The following is a 14647-nucleotide window of genomic DNA, read 5'->3' as shown; positions in this document are numbered from 1 at the left end:
CGGTGAGAGGCAGGGCAGATGGGTTCGATCGCGTGCCCGGAACGGCCTGAGGAGCGCGAGGCCGCCATGGCGTTCGCCCCCTCCTGGTCGGATTGGCTCGACGCGGGCGAGAAGCCCGTCAGCCCGATATCCTCCATTTCTGGGCGGCCCGCCGTGGGCCGTACCCGTCATGCCGAGGAGGTGGGTCCGGTCGTCGGGACCGAGCACGAGGCCGATCCGGGCCGTGGCCCGGGCGAGGCCCTGCCTGCGGGCGAGGCGCTCACCGGTGAGGAGCTGGCCGAGGCGATCGGTGAGGACACCTACCGGGTGTCGGCGGAGGAGAGCGAGGAGGCCCGGCGGGAGCGCTTCGAGCGCGACGCCCTGGGCTACCTGGATCCGATGTACTCGGCGGCGCTGCGCATGACGCGCAACCCGGCCGACGCGGAGGACCTGCTCCAGGAGGCGTTCGCGAAGGCGTACGCGTCGTTCCACCAGTTCCGCGAGGGGACGAACCTCAAGGCCTGGCTGTACCGCATCCTCACCAACACGTTCATCAACTCGTACCGCAAGAAGCAGCGGGAGCCCCAGCGCACCGCGGCGGAGGAGATCGAGGACTGGCAGCTGGCGCGGGCCGAGTCGCACATGTCGACGGGTCTGCGTTCGGCCGAGACCCAGGCGCTCGACCACCTTCCCGACAGCGATGTGAAGGACGCGCTCCAGGCGATCCCGGAGGAATTCCGGATCGCCGTGTATCTCGCGGACGTAGAAGGCTTTGCGTACAAGGAGATCGCGGACATCATGGGTACTCCCATCGGTACGGTGATGTCCCGACTGCACCGCGGCCGCCGTCAGCTGCGCGGCATGCTGGAGGATTACGCCCGTGAGCGCGGGCTCGTCCCGGCCGGCAGCGGGGCAGGGCAGGAAGCGAAGGGCTCGGGCTCATGAGCTGCGGCGATCCGCACGAAACCGAGTGTGGCGAGGTCCTCGACCACCTCTATGAATTCCTCGACAACGAGATGCCCGAAGGTGACTGCGCAAAGTTGCGGGTCCACTTCGACGAGTGTTCGCCATGTTTGAAGCAGTACGGGCTGGAGCAGGCGATCAAGGCGCTGATCAAGCGTTCCTGCGGCTGCGACGACACCCCGGCGGACCTGCGCGGCAAGGTGCTGGCCAGGATCGACTCGATCCGGGCCGGGCAGCGCTCGGGCGAGCAGGTGGTGGTCTCGGTGGAGACGACGGTCGAGGTGCACGCCGAGTCGGCGCGTCCGGCGCCCAAGCTGGGCGGGGCCGCCGGGCAGGCTCCGGCGGAGCGCCCGGGTGCGCCGGTCGAGGCCGGAGCTCAGGCGGAGTGACGGACCGTCGGGCGAACGCCCGTACGGTGGCCGAGTCGGTGGTCGACCGCTCGGCGTGATGGCCCGTCGGCCCGCCGGCGAGGGCGGGCCGACGGTTCGGGCAAGGAGGGCGGTGGCCCCGGGAGTGTGCGCTCCCGGGGCCGCTCCCGTTCTGCTCATGTGCGCCCTCACTCGTTCGAGTGGGTTGACGGTGCGCCAACTGCGCCATTGCGCCATCATGCGTCCCCACGCCCGGGTCGCGTCCTATTCTCCTGACGGACACTCACCGTCGGTCCTTCCGACGTGTCGAGGCAACACCGGGTCCGTACGGCGGGGAGGTCGAGATCGCTACCGACTGTGGAGGCCCGGCCCTGCCGCGCGGGGCGGTGCGCTACCTGGTGGCCGTCCCGCTGATGGCGCTCTGCTGCCTGGTGCCGCTGCTGCCCGCCGCGGCCGCCTCCGGGGTGCCGCACTGGCTCGGCGCTCCGGTGGACTGGCCCAAGGTCGGGCTGCTGGCCTTCCTGCACGGCTGCTGGGAATCGCTCGCCCAAGGCCTGCCCACCCCCTGCCTGGTGCTGGTGCGCCGGCTGCTGGGCCGTCCGGCGCTGCCCGAGCGCGCGCCGGCCCGGTCCGGGTCAGGGGTGAACGCCTTCTTCCCGGTGCTGTTCGCCGGGGTGCTGATGCTCCCGCCGGCCGCCGCCGCCCTGGTCGCCGCCCCGGCCGCGCTGCTCGGCGGCCCGAGCGGGCGCGGCAGCCGCCCGCGGCAGCTGTTCAACGGCTCCCAGCTCGCGCTGTGCGCCTTCGCCTCCTCGGTCGCCTTCCACCTGCTGTGCGGCCCGCAGCTGCTGCTCGGCTCCCGCTTCCCGGCCGCGCTGCTGCCCTCCTTCGCCGCCGTCGCCGTGTTCTGCCTGGTCAACGGGGCGGTGGTGGGCGCCATGCTGATGCTCACCGAGGGTCGGCGCCCCGGGGTGCTGCTGCGCGGGGCCCACTCGGTGTGCGGGCTGCCGGTGCTGGTGCACGCGGCCGGCGGGCTGATGGTCGCGGTGCTCTGGCAGGGCCCGTACGGCGCGTTCGCGGCGCTGCTGGCGCTGCTGCCGCTGTCCATCTCCGCCTGGGTGTTCGCCCAGGGGCAGCGTGAGCGGGACGCCCACCAGGCCACCGTGCAGTCACTGGTGCAGGCCGTGGAGATCAAGGACTCCTACACCCGGGGCCACAGCGAACGGGTCGGCCGGGCCTCGGTGCTGATCGCCACTCAGCTCGGCATGGAGGCGGAGCGGCTGCGCACCCTGCGCTTCGCCGGCATCCTGCACGACGTCGGCAAGCTCGGCGTGGCCACCGAATTGCTCCGCAGAAACGGTCCCTTGACCGAGGCGGAGCGCCGCGAGGTGGAGATCCACCCGGTGTACGGGTACGAGCTGGTCCGCGGGATCGACTTCCTGCGCGAGGCGCACGCCGGGATCCTGCACCACCACGAGCGGATGGACGGCCGGGGCTACCCGAGCGGGCTGACCGGCGACCGGATCCCCGAGTTCGCCCGGATCATCTCGGTCGCCGACGCCTTCGACTCTATGACCTCCACCCGCTCCTACCGGCGCGGGCGGCCGGTCGGCGAGGCGGTGGCCGAGCTGGAGCGCTGCTCGGGCAGCCAGTTCGACCCGGTGATGGTGCGGGCGCTGATCGCCGCGCTGGCCGAGCACGACTGGCAGCCGGTGGTGCACTCCGAGGACGCCATCCAGGCGGTGCCGGACATCCCGCTCGGGGTGCCCGAGCCGGTCCGGGCGGCGCCGGGCCGGGTGCCGCCCCAGGGCGGGAGCGCCGCCGAGGCCGGGCAGCCGTGAGAGCCCCCGGGCGCGCGGTCTTCGTGCGGACGGCTGCCGGGCGTGCCGCCTCGGGGCGTGCCGCCTCGGGGCGTACGGCCGCAGGGCGCACCGCCCGCGTGGTGCGCGCGGCCGCCGCCGCGTTGCTGGCGCTCGCGCTGGGCGCGGTCACGGTGCGCGGCCTCCCGGAGCCCGGGGTCGCGCTGGCGTTCACCGCGCTGATCGCGCTCGGCGAGTGCGTACGGATCACCCTTCCGGGGGATCGGGAGCAGGCGCCCATCGGCGCGGCCGGCGCGTTGGCGTACGCCCTGCTCGGGCCGCTGCGCGGGGTGCCGACCGCGCACGGCACGCTCCAGGTGGTCGCGGTGACCGGGGTCGGCCTGCTGCTGGGCCGGCTGGCCTGCCTCGTCCTGCCGTGCCGGGTGCTGCCGGGCGCCCCCGCCGAGCGGACGCACCGTCGCCCGCCGTGGGCCGACCCGGCCCACCTCGACGGCGCCGCCCGCCGGCTGCTGGCCGTGGGCTTCGCCGCCGCCGTCTTCCAGCCGCTCTACAACGGCGGCGCGGTCGACCGCTTCTCCCCGCAGGGCCCCGGGTACGGGGCGTTCCTGACCGCCGTCGCCGCGCTGGCCGCGCTCTGCGACGCCACCCTGGCGGCGCTGCTGCGCCGCTCCGGTGGCGGGCCGCGCTTCCCGGCCGCGCTGGAGGACGAGCTGCGCTCGCTGTTCGGCATCGGTTCGGCGATCGTCGCCACCGGGATGCTGGTCAGCCTCGCGGCCGGCGAGGTCGGGCTGTGGGCACTGCCGCTGTTCTGCGCCCCGCTGCTGCTCGCCCAGGTGTCCTTCCGGCGCGCGGCGGCCGTGCGGGCCACCACCCGGCAGACCATCGCCAGCCTCGCCCGGGCCACCGAGGTGGCCGGCTACACCCCGAACGGGCACGCGCGCCGGGTCGCGGACACGGCGTGCGCGCTGGGGCGCGAGCTGGGTCTGGGCACCCGCGAGCTCGCCCTGTTGGAGTACGCCGCCCTGATGCACGACGTCGGCCAGCTGTCCCTGGTGGAGCCGGTGCCGGACGGCGCCACCGCGCTGCTGCCCGGCACCGAGCAGCGGCGGATCGCCCGGCTGGGCAGCGAGGTGATCAGCCGCACCGGGGTGCCCCGGCAGGTCGCCGAGCAGGTCGCCCGGCTGGCCGACCCGATCGCCGCCCCCGCCCCCGGCGAAGGCCCGGTGCCGCTCGCGTCCCGGATCATCCGGGTCGCCAACGCCCACGACGACCTGCTCACGGCGGCCCGCGGCCGGGGCGTCGGCGAGGCCGTCGGGCGGCTGGAGGCCCTGGAAGTGCTGCGGCTGGGCCGCGGCCGGGTCTACGACACCCGCGTGGTGGACGCCCTGGCCCGGCTGCGCGGACAGGCCCGCGGCTGAGCGGCCGGCATGCCCCGAGGGCCCGGGGGGACCGGCTCGCGGCCGTCAGGGGTTGAGCGGGCGCGATCGGGCGGGCAGGCTGGGGAGGGGCGGGCCCCAACCTCGACGGTGGGGAGCGCGGGCGGGGGCGGGCGTGGTTGGATGCGGTCGTAGCGTGGAACACCGACCCGGGGCACCGGGCTCCGTACGCCGTCCGAGGCGGACGGGCACGGTGGCACGGGACTTGAGCGGACGACGACGGCAGGGACGAACGTGAGGATCTTCCACCGGGCACGGCACCGGCCGTCCGCCACCTGGCGACAGACGACCGACCGGGCCTTCACGCTGATCGGCGACGGCCGCTACGAGGACGCCGGCGCGCTGCTGGTGATGGCCGCCGACCTGGAGCCCTGGCTCTCCGACTCCTGGTTCAACCTCGCCCTGCTGCACAAGTTCCGCCGGGACTGGGAGCAGGCCCGCTCGGCCGGCCTGCGCGCCGTCGCCCTGCTGGACCGCGAGCACGGCGCCCCGGACTGGTGGAACCTCGGCATCACCGCCACCGCCCTCCAGGACTGGCCGCTGGCCCGCCGAGCCTGGCAGGCGTACGGGCTGAAGCTGCCCGGCGGCCCCGGCGTCCAGCAGGAGGGCCCGGTCAGCCTGGACCTCGGCACCACCCCGGTGCGGCTCTCCCCGGACGGCGAGTCCGAGGTGGTCTGGGGCCGCCGGCTGGACCCGGCCCGGATCGAGGTGCTGTCCATCCCGCTGCCCTCCTCCGGCCGGCGCTGGGGCGAGGTGGTGCTGCACGACGGCGCCCCGCACGGCGAACGGGTCACCGACGGCGTCGCCTACCCGGTGTTCGACGAGATCGAGTTGTGGGCGCCCTCCCCGGTGCCGACCTACGTGGTGCTGCTCCAGGCCGCCACCGCCGGGGACCGGGACGCCCTGGAGCGCCTGGTCGCCGACGCCGGCTACGCCGCCGAGGACTGGACCTCCTCGGTGCGGCTGCTGTGCCGCGCCTGCTCGGAGAGCCGGATGGCCTCCGACGACGGCGTCGCCGCCCACCACGACCCGCACGACGACGGCGACGCCGCCCACCCCGGGCACCTCAGCCACCTCAGCCAGGGCGGCGCGGCCGGGATGTCCTGGCTGGTCGAACGCGAGTGCGGGATCGCCGCCCCGGCCCACCTGGTGCGCACCCTGCTGGACCGCTGGGTCGTGGGCGCCCCGGGAACCCGGGCTTACCGGGACCTCGAAGAAGTCTGCTGAGTACCCTGGTGAGGTAAACGAACAGACCTACGTACGGAAGCGGAAGACATGGCGGAGCAGGCCGAGCAGCACGAGCACGAGCACGACGTGGAGGGGACGGCGCCCGAGACGCCCGTGAAGGTGATCGGTGAGGAGCCCGACCTCTCCAAGGGCACCGCCCGCCCGATCACCGTCGTCGGCAACCCGGTGCTGCACCGCGAGGTCAAGGACGTCACCGCGTTCGACGGCGAGCTGTCCGCGCTGATCGACGACATGTTCCAGTCGATGTACGCCGCCGAGGGCGTCGGCCTCGCCGCCAACCAGATCGGCGTCGACCTCAAGGTCTTCGTCTACGACTGCCCGGACGACGAGGGCGTGCGCCACATCGGCCACGTGATCAACCCGGTGCTGGAGGAGTTCCCGAAGGACCGCAAGCGGGTCCTCGACGACGGCAACGAGGGCTGCCTCTCCGTCCCCACCGCCTACGCCGAGCTGCCCCGCCCGGACTACGCCGCGGTCACCGGCGTCGACAAGGACGGCAAGGCGATCCGCGTCGAGGGCACCGGCTTCTTCGCCCGCTGCCTCCTGCACGAGACCGACCACCTCTACGGCTTCCTGTACATCGACAAGCTGTCCAAGCGGGACCGCAAGGACGCCCTGCGGCAGATGGCCGAGGGCACCCCGAAGTACGCGACGGTGCCGAACGCGTAACGCCCGACGGCGTGTTGGGGGCCGGTCCGGGGGACTCCCGGGCCGGCCCCCGCGTTTTCGCGTCCCCGGGTATCCACCGGGTGTCCGCCGCGCGTCGGGTGGTCCCCCCCGGCCGTCGACGCGGGCACCGAGGCCGTCGTGTCCGGTATCTGCCATATCGTTCCCCCTGTCCGCCGCCCCGTGTAGTTCGCCGAACTGGAGCGTTCCGTCCGTGTCCTCGCCCGCCGCCCCGTCCCCGCGCCCCGTCCGCGTGCTGCTGGTGGAGGACGACGACCTGATGCGCCGCTCCTTCACCGTCGCGCTGGAACGCTACGGCTACGGGATGCGCGCCGCCGCGGACGGGCTCACCGGCCTGGAACTGTTCCGCGACGAACCGTTCGACCTGCTGATCCTGGACGTGATGCTGCCCGGCCTGGACGGGATCGGCCTGTGCCGCAGGGTCCGGGAGAGCAGCCTGGTGCCGGTGCTGATGATGTCCGCCCGCGGTGACGGCCTGGACGTCGTCGCCGGGCTGGAGGCCGGGGCCGACGACTACGTGGTCAAGCCGGTGGACACCAATGTGCTGGTGGCGCGGATCCGCTCGCTGCTGCGGCGGGCGACGTACGCCTCCGCTCCCGCGCCCGGGGCCGCCCCCGAGACGGAGGCCCTGGTGTTCGGGGACCTGGCCGTCGACCCCGTCGGCCTGGAGGTGACCGTCGGCGGCGAGCCGGTGGCGCTGACGCCGACCGAGCTGAAACTGCTGCTGGAGTTCGCCGCCCACCCCGGGGTGGTGCTGGAGCGGCACACCCTGCTGCGCACCGTCTGGGAGTACGGCTGGGACGGCGACAGTCGGGTCGTCGACCTGTGCGTGCAGCGGCTGCGCCGCAAGCTCGGCCGGGAGCGGATCGAGACGGTCCGCGGCTTCGGCTACAAGCTCAGGCGTTGAGCGCGGTGCGGGTCCGGATGCCGCGCGGGGTCTCGCTGCGCTGGAAGATCGCCGCGCTGGCCGCCGCCACCGCCTGCCTGGTCGCGGTGGCGGTCGGCGTGCTGGTGCACCTGTGGACCGCCCAGGACATCCGCGGCCGGGCCGAGGCCAGGGCCTTCAACGCCGTGTACGCGGCCATGGACGTCCACCGGCGCACCGGAGCACTGGTCGACGGCGCCGAGCTGGACCCGCCCGACCTGCCCGCCGAACTGCGGCACCTGCCCGACGACCGGCGGCACACCGCCTACGACGGGCGCGTCCGGGGGAACTTCGGACCGTCCTACTGGGCCGCCCAGCGCACCGGCGGGACGGGCAGCCCGGTGCTGGCCGTCCAGGTCAACATGGCGCCCGAGCTGTCCCACCTGCCCCGGCTGGACGCGGCGATGGCGGTGGCCTCGCTGGTCGCGCTCGCGGTGGCCCTGCCGCTCGCCGGGTACGGGGCCGGGCTGCTCGCCCGCCGACTGCGCAGGGTCGCCGAGACCGCCGGCCGGATCTCCGCCGGGGACCTCGATGCCCGGACCGGCCCCACCAAGGGCGGCGACGAGGTCGCCGAGATCGCGGCGACGGTGGACGCGATGGCCGACAGCCTCGGCCGACGGCTGCGCACCGAGCGGCAGTTCACCGCGGACGTGGCGCACGAGCTGCGCACGCCCGTCGGCGGGCTGCTGGCCGCCACCGACCTGCTGCCGGCCGGGGAGACCGAGGACCTGATCCGGGCCCGGGTGCGGGACCTGCGGGGACTGGTCGAGGACCTCCTGGAGGTCTCCCGGCTGGACGCCGGGGCGGAGCAGCCGGTGCCGGTGCGGGTGCCGCTGGGAGAGGTCGTCCGGGAGGCGGTGGCGCGCACCGGGGCCGGGTCCGGTGCCGAGGCCGTGGCCGACGTCGTGATCGCCGGGGAGCCGGCGTCGGTGGAGACCGACCCGCGGCGGCTGGAGCGGATCGTCGCCAACCTCGTCCTCAACGCCCACCGGCACGGCGCCGCCCCGGTGCTGGTCACCGTCGAGGGCCGGACGGTCGTCGTGCGCGACCACGGCCCCGGCTTCCCCGACGAGCTGCTGCGCCACGGGCCGCGCCGCTTCCACACCGGCGCCGCCGAGCGCGGCACGGGCCACGGGCTGGGGCTGACCATCGCGCTCGGGCAGGCCCGGCTGCTCGGCGCCGACCTGCGGTTCGCCAACGCGCCGGACGGCGGCGCGGTGGCCACGCTGCGGCTGCCGGACGCACCGGACCGCTACGGAACCGCTGCCGAGCGGAGCGGGGACTGATACACGGCGGCACGGGGCCCCGATACGTGGCTCGGACACCATCCGGAGTGAACCGACCCGCACCTCGGACAGGAGCCCTCCCCGTGACCGTCAACGCCCTTGCCCCGTACGTGACACCGGGGATCGCCGCCGCCACCTCCGACCTGACCAAGGTCTACGGCAGCGGCGAGACCCGGGTCACCGCCCTGGACGGGGTCAGCGTCATCTTCCGGGAGGGCGAGTTCACCGCGATCATGGGCCCGTCCGGCTGCGGCAAGTCCACCCTGCTGCACTGCGCGGCCGGGCTGGACGCCCCCACCTCGGGTTCCGTCCGGATCGGGACGACGGAACTGGGCGGCCTCGGGGACCGGCAGCTCACCCAACTGCGGCGCGACCGGGTGGGGTTCATCTTCCAGGCGTTCAACCTGCTGCCCACGCTGACCGCGCTGGAGAACATCACGCTCCCGCTGTCGCTGGCGGGCCGCAGGCCGGACCGGGAGTGGCTGGACCGGGTGGTGGCGATGGTCGGGCTCTCCGATCGGCTCGGCCACCGCCCGGCCGAGCTGTCCGGCGGGCAGCAGCAGCGTGTCGCGGTCGCCCGGGCGCTGGTGGCCCGCCCCGCGATCGTGTTCGGCGACGAGCCGACCGGCAATCTCGACTCCCGGGCCGGCGCCGAGGTGCTCGGCTTCCTGCGGGACTCCGTACGGGAGTTGGGGCAGACGGTGGTCATGGTCACCCACGACCCGGTGGCCGCCGGGTACGCGGACCGGGTGCTGTTCCTGGCCGACGGGCGGCTGGTCGACGAGATGGCGAACCCGACGCCGGACCGGGTGCTGGACGTCATGCGGCGCTTCTCCGGGGGGAGCCCCCAGAGCCCCGCCGTCGCCGGCTGAAGCCTCGCGCCCCCTCCTACTGATCGAAAGCTGCTCATGCTGACCACAGCCTTGCGCAACGTGCTGGCGCACAAGGCGCGCCTGCTGATGACCGTCCTCGCGGTCTGCCTCGGTGTCGCGTTCGTCTCCGGCACCCTCGTCTTCGCCGACTCCACCGCCGCCGCCCAACGGGCCGCCGCGTCAAGGAACTTCGCCGACATCGCGGTCACCGTCACGGGTCAGGAGCCCGAGGACCTGACGGACGCCCTGGCGCGCAGGATCGCGGACGTGCCCGGCGTCGCGGCGGTGCGGCCGACGGCGGACGGCAGCGCCACCCTGAACGCGGCGGACGGCAAGCCGCTGCGGGTCAAGCGCGGGGCGAACCTCGCGGGCGCGTACGAGTCCGGGCACCACCCGTTGGTGGAGGGCCGGGCCCCGGCCGGTGCCGAGGAGATCGCCGTCGACCGGGGTACGGCGGACGCCGGCCGCTACCGGCTGGGCGACACCGTCACGCTGGCCACGGACGGCCCGGTGCTCACCGCGCGCCTGGTCGGGATCGTCACCACCGAGGACACCCGGGTGACGTCCAGTGGCACCCTCACCCTGTTCGACCGGGCCACCGCGCAGCGGCTGTTCGCGCAGCCGGGGGCGTACACCGGCATCGACGTCGTCGCCGCGCCCGGTGTCGGCCAGTACGAGCTGGCGCAGCGGATCACGGCCGTGCTCCCGGCCGATCGTGTCACGGCCACCACCGGGCTGGCGCAGGCCGAGCAACAGGCCATCTACGTCAAGACGTTGACCCGCGGCTACCAGAAGATGCCGCTGGTCTTCGCGGGGGTGTCGCTGTTCATCGGATCGTTCCTGGTGGTCAACACCTTCACCATGCTGGTCGCCCGCCGCGGCCGGGAGATCGCGCTGCTGCGGGCGGTGGGGGCGACCCGGCGCCAGGTGGTGCGCTCGCTGCTGGTTGAGGCGGTGCTGGTCGGGCTGGTGGCGTCGGCGGCCGGGTTCGCGCTCGGCCTCGGCATCGCGTCCGTGCTGCCCGAGCTGCTGAGCACCGACGGCGGCCGGCTGCCGACCGGCCCGCTGGAGATCGGAGGCCGGTCGGTCGTGGCGGCGCTGTTCGTCGGGGTGGGGGTGACGGTGCTCGCCGCCTGGCTGCCGTCGCGCCGGGCCGCGCGGATCGCGCCCATCGAGGCGCTGCGGGCGGCCGCGGGGCCGGAGGGGCGCTCCTGGCTGCGGCCCGTCGTCGGTACCGTCCTGCTGCTGCTCGGCGTCGGCCTGCTGATCGCGCTCGAAGGCTCGGCGAAGGACGCCTCGGAGAAGAACCTGCGCAGCGCGATGCTCGGCTGCGCGGCCCTGGTCGTCGGCCTGATCGTGCTGGCGCCCGCGCTGGCCTGCCCGGCGATCCGGGCGGCCGGCTCGCTCACCCGCCGCTTCGGCGCCACCGGACAGCTCGCCCAGCGCAACGCCCTGCGCGACCCACGCCGCACCGCCGCCACCGCCACCACCCTGCTGATCAGCACGGCGCTGGTCAGCGGGCTCGCCACCATCGGCGCCTCCACCGGGCAGGCCCTGGACCGGCAGGCGGCGGACGGGCTCGGCGCCGACTACGTGATCGGCACCGACAGCCCGATGACCGTCATCGACCCGGCGGCCGTGCAGCGGGTGGCCGGCGCTCCCGGGGTGCGGTCGGTGACCGCGATCGCGGACTCCACGGCGCTCATCGGGGGCCGGGTCCGCGAGATCGCCGGCGTCGACCCGGCCTCCGTCGGCCAGGCCCTGAAGCTCGACTTCGTCAGCGGCTCGCTCAAGGACCTCGGGCCCGGCCGGATCGCCCTCGCCGACAGCATCGCCGAGGAGAACGGGGTGAGCGCGGGCAGCCGGGTCGACGTCCGGATGGGCCGGGGTGAGGAGTCCACCCCGTACACCGTGGTGGGCGTCTACCGGGACAACCCCACCGCCGGCAGCGTGCTCGGCGACCGCGCCGAGGTGCAGCGCAACAGCTACCGGCCCGGCTCCGTCCAGCGGATCCTGGTGCAGGGCGACGGCGCGACCGGGGACGGGCTGCGCTCGGCGGTGGGCGACAATCCGCTGCTCAAGGTGCAGGACCGGGCCGAGCTGGTGCGCGAGGCCTCCGGGGTCATGGGCAGCCTGCTGACGCTGATGTACGGGCTGCTCGCGATCGGCGGGGTGATCGCCGCGCTGGGGATCGTGAACACCCTGGCCATGTCGGTCGCCGAGCGGACCCGGGAGATCGGGATGCTGCGCGCCATCGGGCTGGACCGGCCCGGCATCCGTCGGATGATCCGCCTGGAGGCGGTGGTGGTCGCCGCGTTCGGCACCCTGCTGGGCCTGGCCGGCGGCCTGTTCGGCGCCTGGGCCGTCGGCGCGCTCGCGGGCGGCGCGATGGAGGGGTACACGCTGGCGCTGCCCTGGGGGACGCTGGCACTGGTGTGCCTGGGTTCGCTGGCGGTCGGCGTCCTCGCGGCGGCGCTCCCGGCCCGCCGGGCGGCGGCGCTGAGCCCGCTGGAGGCCGTCGCTCAGGGGTGAGGCCGCGGTTCGGACGGCGGGGCCGGTGCGGATCACCCGCACCGGCCCCGCTGTTCAGGCGAGAGCGGCCCAGGACTGGGAGTTCGAGTCGCTCGACGTGTTGACGGTCACGAGGGCGCCCAGGGCGGTGCTCGTCCGGTCGAGGGCGAGGCCGGTCTGCGGGTTGACGAGCTTGAGGGTGCCGTTGGCCTTGGTCACCTTCCACTTCTGGTAGGCGTTGGACGGGTCGTAGACCTTGACGGTGACGGTGCCGCCGACGCCGGTGGGGGCGGTGAGGGTCAGCGGCTGGGCGCAGCCGTCGGAGACCCGGACGGTGCCGTCCGCGTTCGCGTCGAGCTTCCAGCGCTGCCAACCCTGGTTGGCACCGGCGGTGTTGAGGTCGACGTTCGCGCCGGTGACGTTGGCGCACCCGCCCATCCGGTCCAGCACCACGCCGCCGCCGTCGGTGAGGCTGCGGTACTTGCCGTCGCCGACGATGGTGGGCCCGTAGTCGATGGTGTGCGGGAGCAGCTTGGCGAGCGCCGTGCTGCCGGTGGCCAGGGGCGGATTCGCGGCCGGGCGGGTGGAGTTGAAGTAGGTGTTGAAGGTGAGCGGCTTCTGCGCGGCGATCGCGGCGATGGTTCCGCTCCAGTCGGTGTCGACGTTGCGCCACAGTTCGAGCAGGGAGCCGGCGACGTTGCCCTCGACCTGGTCGCCGACGCCCCAGTCGTTGCCGTAGACGAAATTGGTGTCGGACCCGTCGCCGAAGACGAACCGGGAGTCGCCGTACGCGTAGGCGGCGGAGGCGTCGGCGAAGCCCTCCGACCACGCGCACCCCTCGGGGATCGCGTACGAGATGTGGTGCGACTGGCAGTTGAGACTGCTCGACCACACTCCGTTGAGGAGGCGGTGCATGAGGAAGTGGCTGGCCTCGTGCAGGATGTAGTGCTCCGAGTCCGCGTCGATGCCCATGAGGTAGACGCTGTTCCGGCCGGTGTCGTACCACGAGCCGCTGGGGCCGTCCTGCCAGATGACCGTGAGCGGGGTGCAGTTGTAGCTGTCCGTTTCGTTGGCGGACCAGCAGTCGCTCTTGGGGTTCTGGCGCTTCCACCACAGGAGGTTGAGGGTGTCGAGGGTGTGCCAGGCGCGAACCGCGGAAGCCGGGGGCTTGGCCGTGCCGAGGTTCCTGTTGCCGGTGACGTTGGAGAGGGCCGGCAGGTCCAGGCTGTAGTACTGGCCGTTGCCGTCGAGGACCCGCCACAGGTTGCTGTACCAGCCCGCCGCCCAGACCTTCACCCACACGGTGCTCAGCGAGGTGGTCGTGGTGGGCGTGTAGCAGAGGTTGTAGCCGCCGTCATTGGCGTTGGTGATCGACCAGGAGTTGAGCGCGTGCGCGGTGTCGGTGCTCTTCTCCGCGCCCCACAACTCGATGATGGCGTTGCGCAGCGGCTTGGTGCGGGTGGGCTTGTTCGCCCCGTCCTCGGGGGACTGGTAGTCGTACTGGATCGTGCCGCTGATGCAGATCGGGCTCGCCGCCCGGGCGGCGGTGGCCGTGAGCGGGATGACGGCGATGGCAGCGAAGAGGGTCGCGGCCAGGGCGACGACCCGGAAGGGCAGTCGCGGTCGGATGGTCATGGAGATCCTCCCGATGGTGCCTTCGGTGAAGTGCGGTGGCCATGAACCTGGTTCGCGGCCGACCGACTCCGGATCGCCCTATGATCGGGCCGCCCTCACCTGCCCGGCAGAGCGTGCACCCGAGCGCGCGAAGATGCCTCCCAGCGCGCGCGGAGGCTCACGCTCCGGCCGGGCAGGGGATGTCCGGCCAGGTCCTGTTCGGGCAGGCGATCACGTAGTGGCCCGACCAACGGCTGTCGGAGACCCAGCGGGACCACACCACGTCGGAGGAGTCGGCCAGTTGGTCGAGCGCTTGCTGTCGGCGTGCCTCGGTTGGCAGCCGTGGTTCACCGCCGGGCGTGTGCTCCTCGTAGCGCTTCACCAGCCAGTCGGCTGCGTCGGCTGGTGCGGCCCAGGTGCCCCGGATCTGGGCTGGTGGCTTCAGGAGCCACCAGCCCGTCATCAGCGGTGGCAGCTCGGAGAGCCGGAACCCGCCGCCGTCGACCGGCCTCCGCTCGGACTCCTTCGCCAGGAGCCGGCCGTCACCGGTCCATTCGTAGCCGTGGAAGTGCAACTGCGCTGGTCCTTGGATGTGTTGGTGCCCCGGTCGCCCGCAGGAAGCTGCGGGCGACCGGGGTGGTTGGGGGACGTCAGACGGACAGGCCGAACCGCGCGGGGTCGATCCCGGAGCTGGTCAGCTCCTCGGTCGTGAACAGCAGCGGCTCCCGGTCGGGACGCTTGCTGTCGCCGAGGGCGAAGACGCCGTGCTTCACCAGCCCGAGGGTCACGCATGACTCGCCGTCGTCGCCCCCGCCCTGGTTGCCGCCGCACGCGCGGTTGAACCGGACCTCGGAGAGGTCGAGTTCGTACAGGTCGTGCCGGCCGGTCGGCTGTACGGAATCCGCAGTGGACATGGAAGGCTCCCGTGGTTCTCGGATCTG

13 protein-coding genes are annotated in these 14647 nt (G+C 73.8%); 10 read left to right on the top strand and 3 right to left on the bottom strand.

All coding sequences use genetic code 11. The features are described 5' to 3' along the window. The first annotated feature begins 180 nt into the window (after nucleotides 1-180). The 10 genes from QWJ13_RS21315 to QWJ13_RS21270 all read left to right on the top strand — a co-directional run bounded on the left by QWJ13_RS21315 (nucleotide 181) and on the right by QWJ13_RS21270 (nucleotide 12113). Nucleotides 181-924, top strand: coding sequence for a sigma-70 family RNA polymerase sigma factor (locus QWJ13_RS21315; protein WP_432277579.1), 744 nt, complete (start codon nucleotides 181-183; stop codon nucleotides 922-924). After that, complete coding sequence (gene rsrA / locus QWJ13_RS21310; protein WP_316526387.1) at nucleotides 921-1331, top strand: mycothiol system anti-sigma-R factor; 411 nt, start codon at nucleotides 921-923, stop codon at nucleotides 1329-1331. The genes QWJ13_RS21315 and rsrA overlap by 4 nt, the downstream gene beginning before the upstream one ends. Nucleotides 1332-1696: 365 nt before the next feature. Then, nucleotides 1697-3148 (top strand): HD domain-containing phosphohydrolase, encoded by a 1452-nt coding sequence (locus QWJ13_RS21305; protein WP_316526386.1) that lies wholly within the window; start codon nucleotides 1697-1699, stop codon nucleotides 3146-3148. Between the two features lie 98 nt (nucleotides 3149-3246). Continuing rightward, nucleotides 3247-4545 (top strand): HD domain-containing protein, encoded by a 1299-nt coding sequence (locus tag QWJ13_RS21300; protein WP_316526385.1) that lies wholly within the window; start codon nucleotides 3247-3249, stop codon nucleotides 4543-4545. A gap of 252 nt (nucleotides 4546-4797) precedes the next feature. Further along, the gene (locus QWJ13_RS21295) at nucleotides 4798-5790 is read left to right on the top strand and encodes a tetratricopeptide repeat protein (protein ID WP_316526384.1); all 993 of its coding nucleotides are present in this window, start codon (nucleotides 4798-4800) and stop codon (nucleotides 5788-5790) included. A 48-nt stretch (nucleotides 5791-5838) separates the two neighbouring features. After that, nucleotides 5839-6480 carry a peptide deformylase gene (def, locus tag QWJ13_RS21290; RefSeq protein ID WP_316526382.1) on the top strand — a complete coding sequence of 214 codons (642 nt, stop codon included), beginning with the start codon at nucleotides 5839-5841 and terminating at the stop codon, nucleotides 6478-6480. Nucleotides 6481-6691: 211 nt separating this feature from the next. Beyond that, a complete protein-coding gene (gene cseB / locus QWJ13_RS21285) occupies nucleotides 6692-7405 on the top strand; it encodes a two-component system response regulator CseB (protein ID WP_316526381.1) in 714 nt (237 codons plus the stop codon). A 17-nt stretch (nucleotides 7406-7422) separates the two neighbouring features. Continuing rightward, nucleotides 7423-8709 carry a HAMP domain-containing sensor histidine kinase gene (locus tag QWJ13_RS21280; RefSeq protein WP_432277578.1) on the top strand — a complete coding sequence of 429 codons (1287 nt, stop codon included), beginning with the start codon at nucleotides 7423-7425 and terminating at the stop codon, nucleotides 8707-8709. A gap of 83 nt (nucleotides 8710-8792) precedes the next feature. After that, nucleotides 8793-9581 carry an ABC transporter ATP-binding protein gene (locus QWJ13_RS21275; RefSeq protein ID WP_316526379.1) on the top strand — a complete coding sequence of 263 codons (789 nt, stop codon included), beginning with the start codon at nucleotides 8793-8795 and terminating at the stop codon, nucleotides 9579-9581. Between the two features lie 36 nt (nucleotides 9582-9617). Continuing rightward, nucleotides 9618-12113 (top strand): ABC transporter permease, encoded by a 2496-nt coding sequence (locus QWJ13_RS21270; RefSeq protein ID WP_316526377.1) that lies wholly within the window; start codon nucleotides 9618-9620, stop codon nucleotides 12111-12113. A gap of 54 nt (nucleotides 12114-12167) precedes the next feature. On the opposite strand, the gene QWJ13_RS21265 is transcribed toward QWJ13_RS21270, so the two are convergent. The 3 genes from QWJ13_RS21265 to QWJ13_RS21255 all read right to left on the bottom strand — a co-directional run bounded on the left by QWJ13_RS21265 (nucleotide 12168) and on the right by QWJ13_RS21255 (nucleotide 14620). Continuing rightward, a complete protein-coding gene (locus tag QWJ13_RS21265) occupies nucleotides 12168-13727 on the bottom strand; it encodes a ricin-type beta-trefoil lectin domain protein (protein ID WP_316526375.1) in 1560 nt (519 codons plus the stop codon). Between the two features lie 157 nt (nucleotides 13728-13884). After that, nucleotides 13885-14280 (bottom strand): hypothetical protein, encoded by a 396-nt coding sequence (locus tag QWJ13_RS21260; RefSeq protein ID WP_316526374.1) that lies wholly within the window; start codon nucleotides 14278-14280, stop codon nucleotides 13885-13887. Nucleotides 14281-14356: 76 nt separating this feature from the next. After that, nucleotides 14357-14620: a DUF397 domain-containing protein gene (locus tag QWJ13_RS21255; protein ID WP_316526373.1), complete on the bottom strand. Its 264-nt coding sequence runs from the start codon at nucleotides 14618-14620 to the stop codon at nucleotides 14357-14359. Between the last annotated feature and the right edge of the window lie 27 nt (nucleotides 14621-14647).

The sequence above is a fragment of the Kitasatospora brasiliensis genome (assembly GCF_032654805.1).
Classification (GTDB): domain Bacteria; phylum Actinomycetota; class Actinomycetes; order Streptomycetales; family Streptomycetaceae; genus Kitasatospora; species Kitasatospora brasiliensis.
Note: the sequence above shows the minus strand (reverse complement) of the source record. Positions and strands in the feature narration are given on the sequence as shown.

Bases quoted from the DNA above. Each gene is read 5' to 3' on its own strand.
- QWJ13_RS21255 (WP_316526373.1), bottom strand. From the start codon at position 14,620: ATGTCCACTGCGGATTCCGTACAGCCGACCGGCCGGCACGACCTGTAC.
- QWJ13_RS21270 (WP_316526377.1), top strand. From the start codon at position 9,618: ATGCTGACCACAGCCTTGCGCAACGTGCTGGCGCACAAGGCGCGCCTG.
- QWJ13_RS21280 (WP_432277578.1), top strand. From the start codon at position 7,423: ATGCCGCGCGGGGTCTCGCTGCGCTGGAAGATCGCCGCGCTGGCCGCC.
- rsrA (WP_316526387.1), top strand. From the start codon at position 921: ATGAGCTGCGGCGATCCGCACGAAACCGAGTGTGGCGAGGTCCTCGAC.
- QWJ13_RS21265 (WP_316526375.1), bottom strand. From the start codon at position 13,727: ATGACCATCCGACCGCGACTGCCCTTCCGGGTCGTCGCCCTGGCCGCG.
- def (WP_316526382.1), top strand. From the start codon at position 5,839: ATGGCGGAGCAGGCCGAGCAGCACGAGCACGAGCACGACGTGGAGGGG.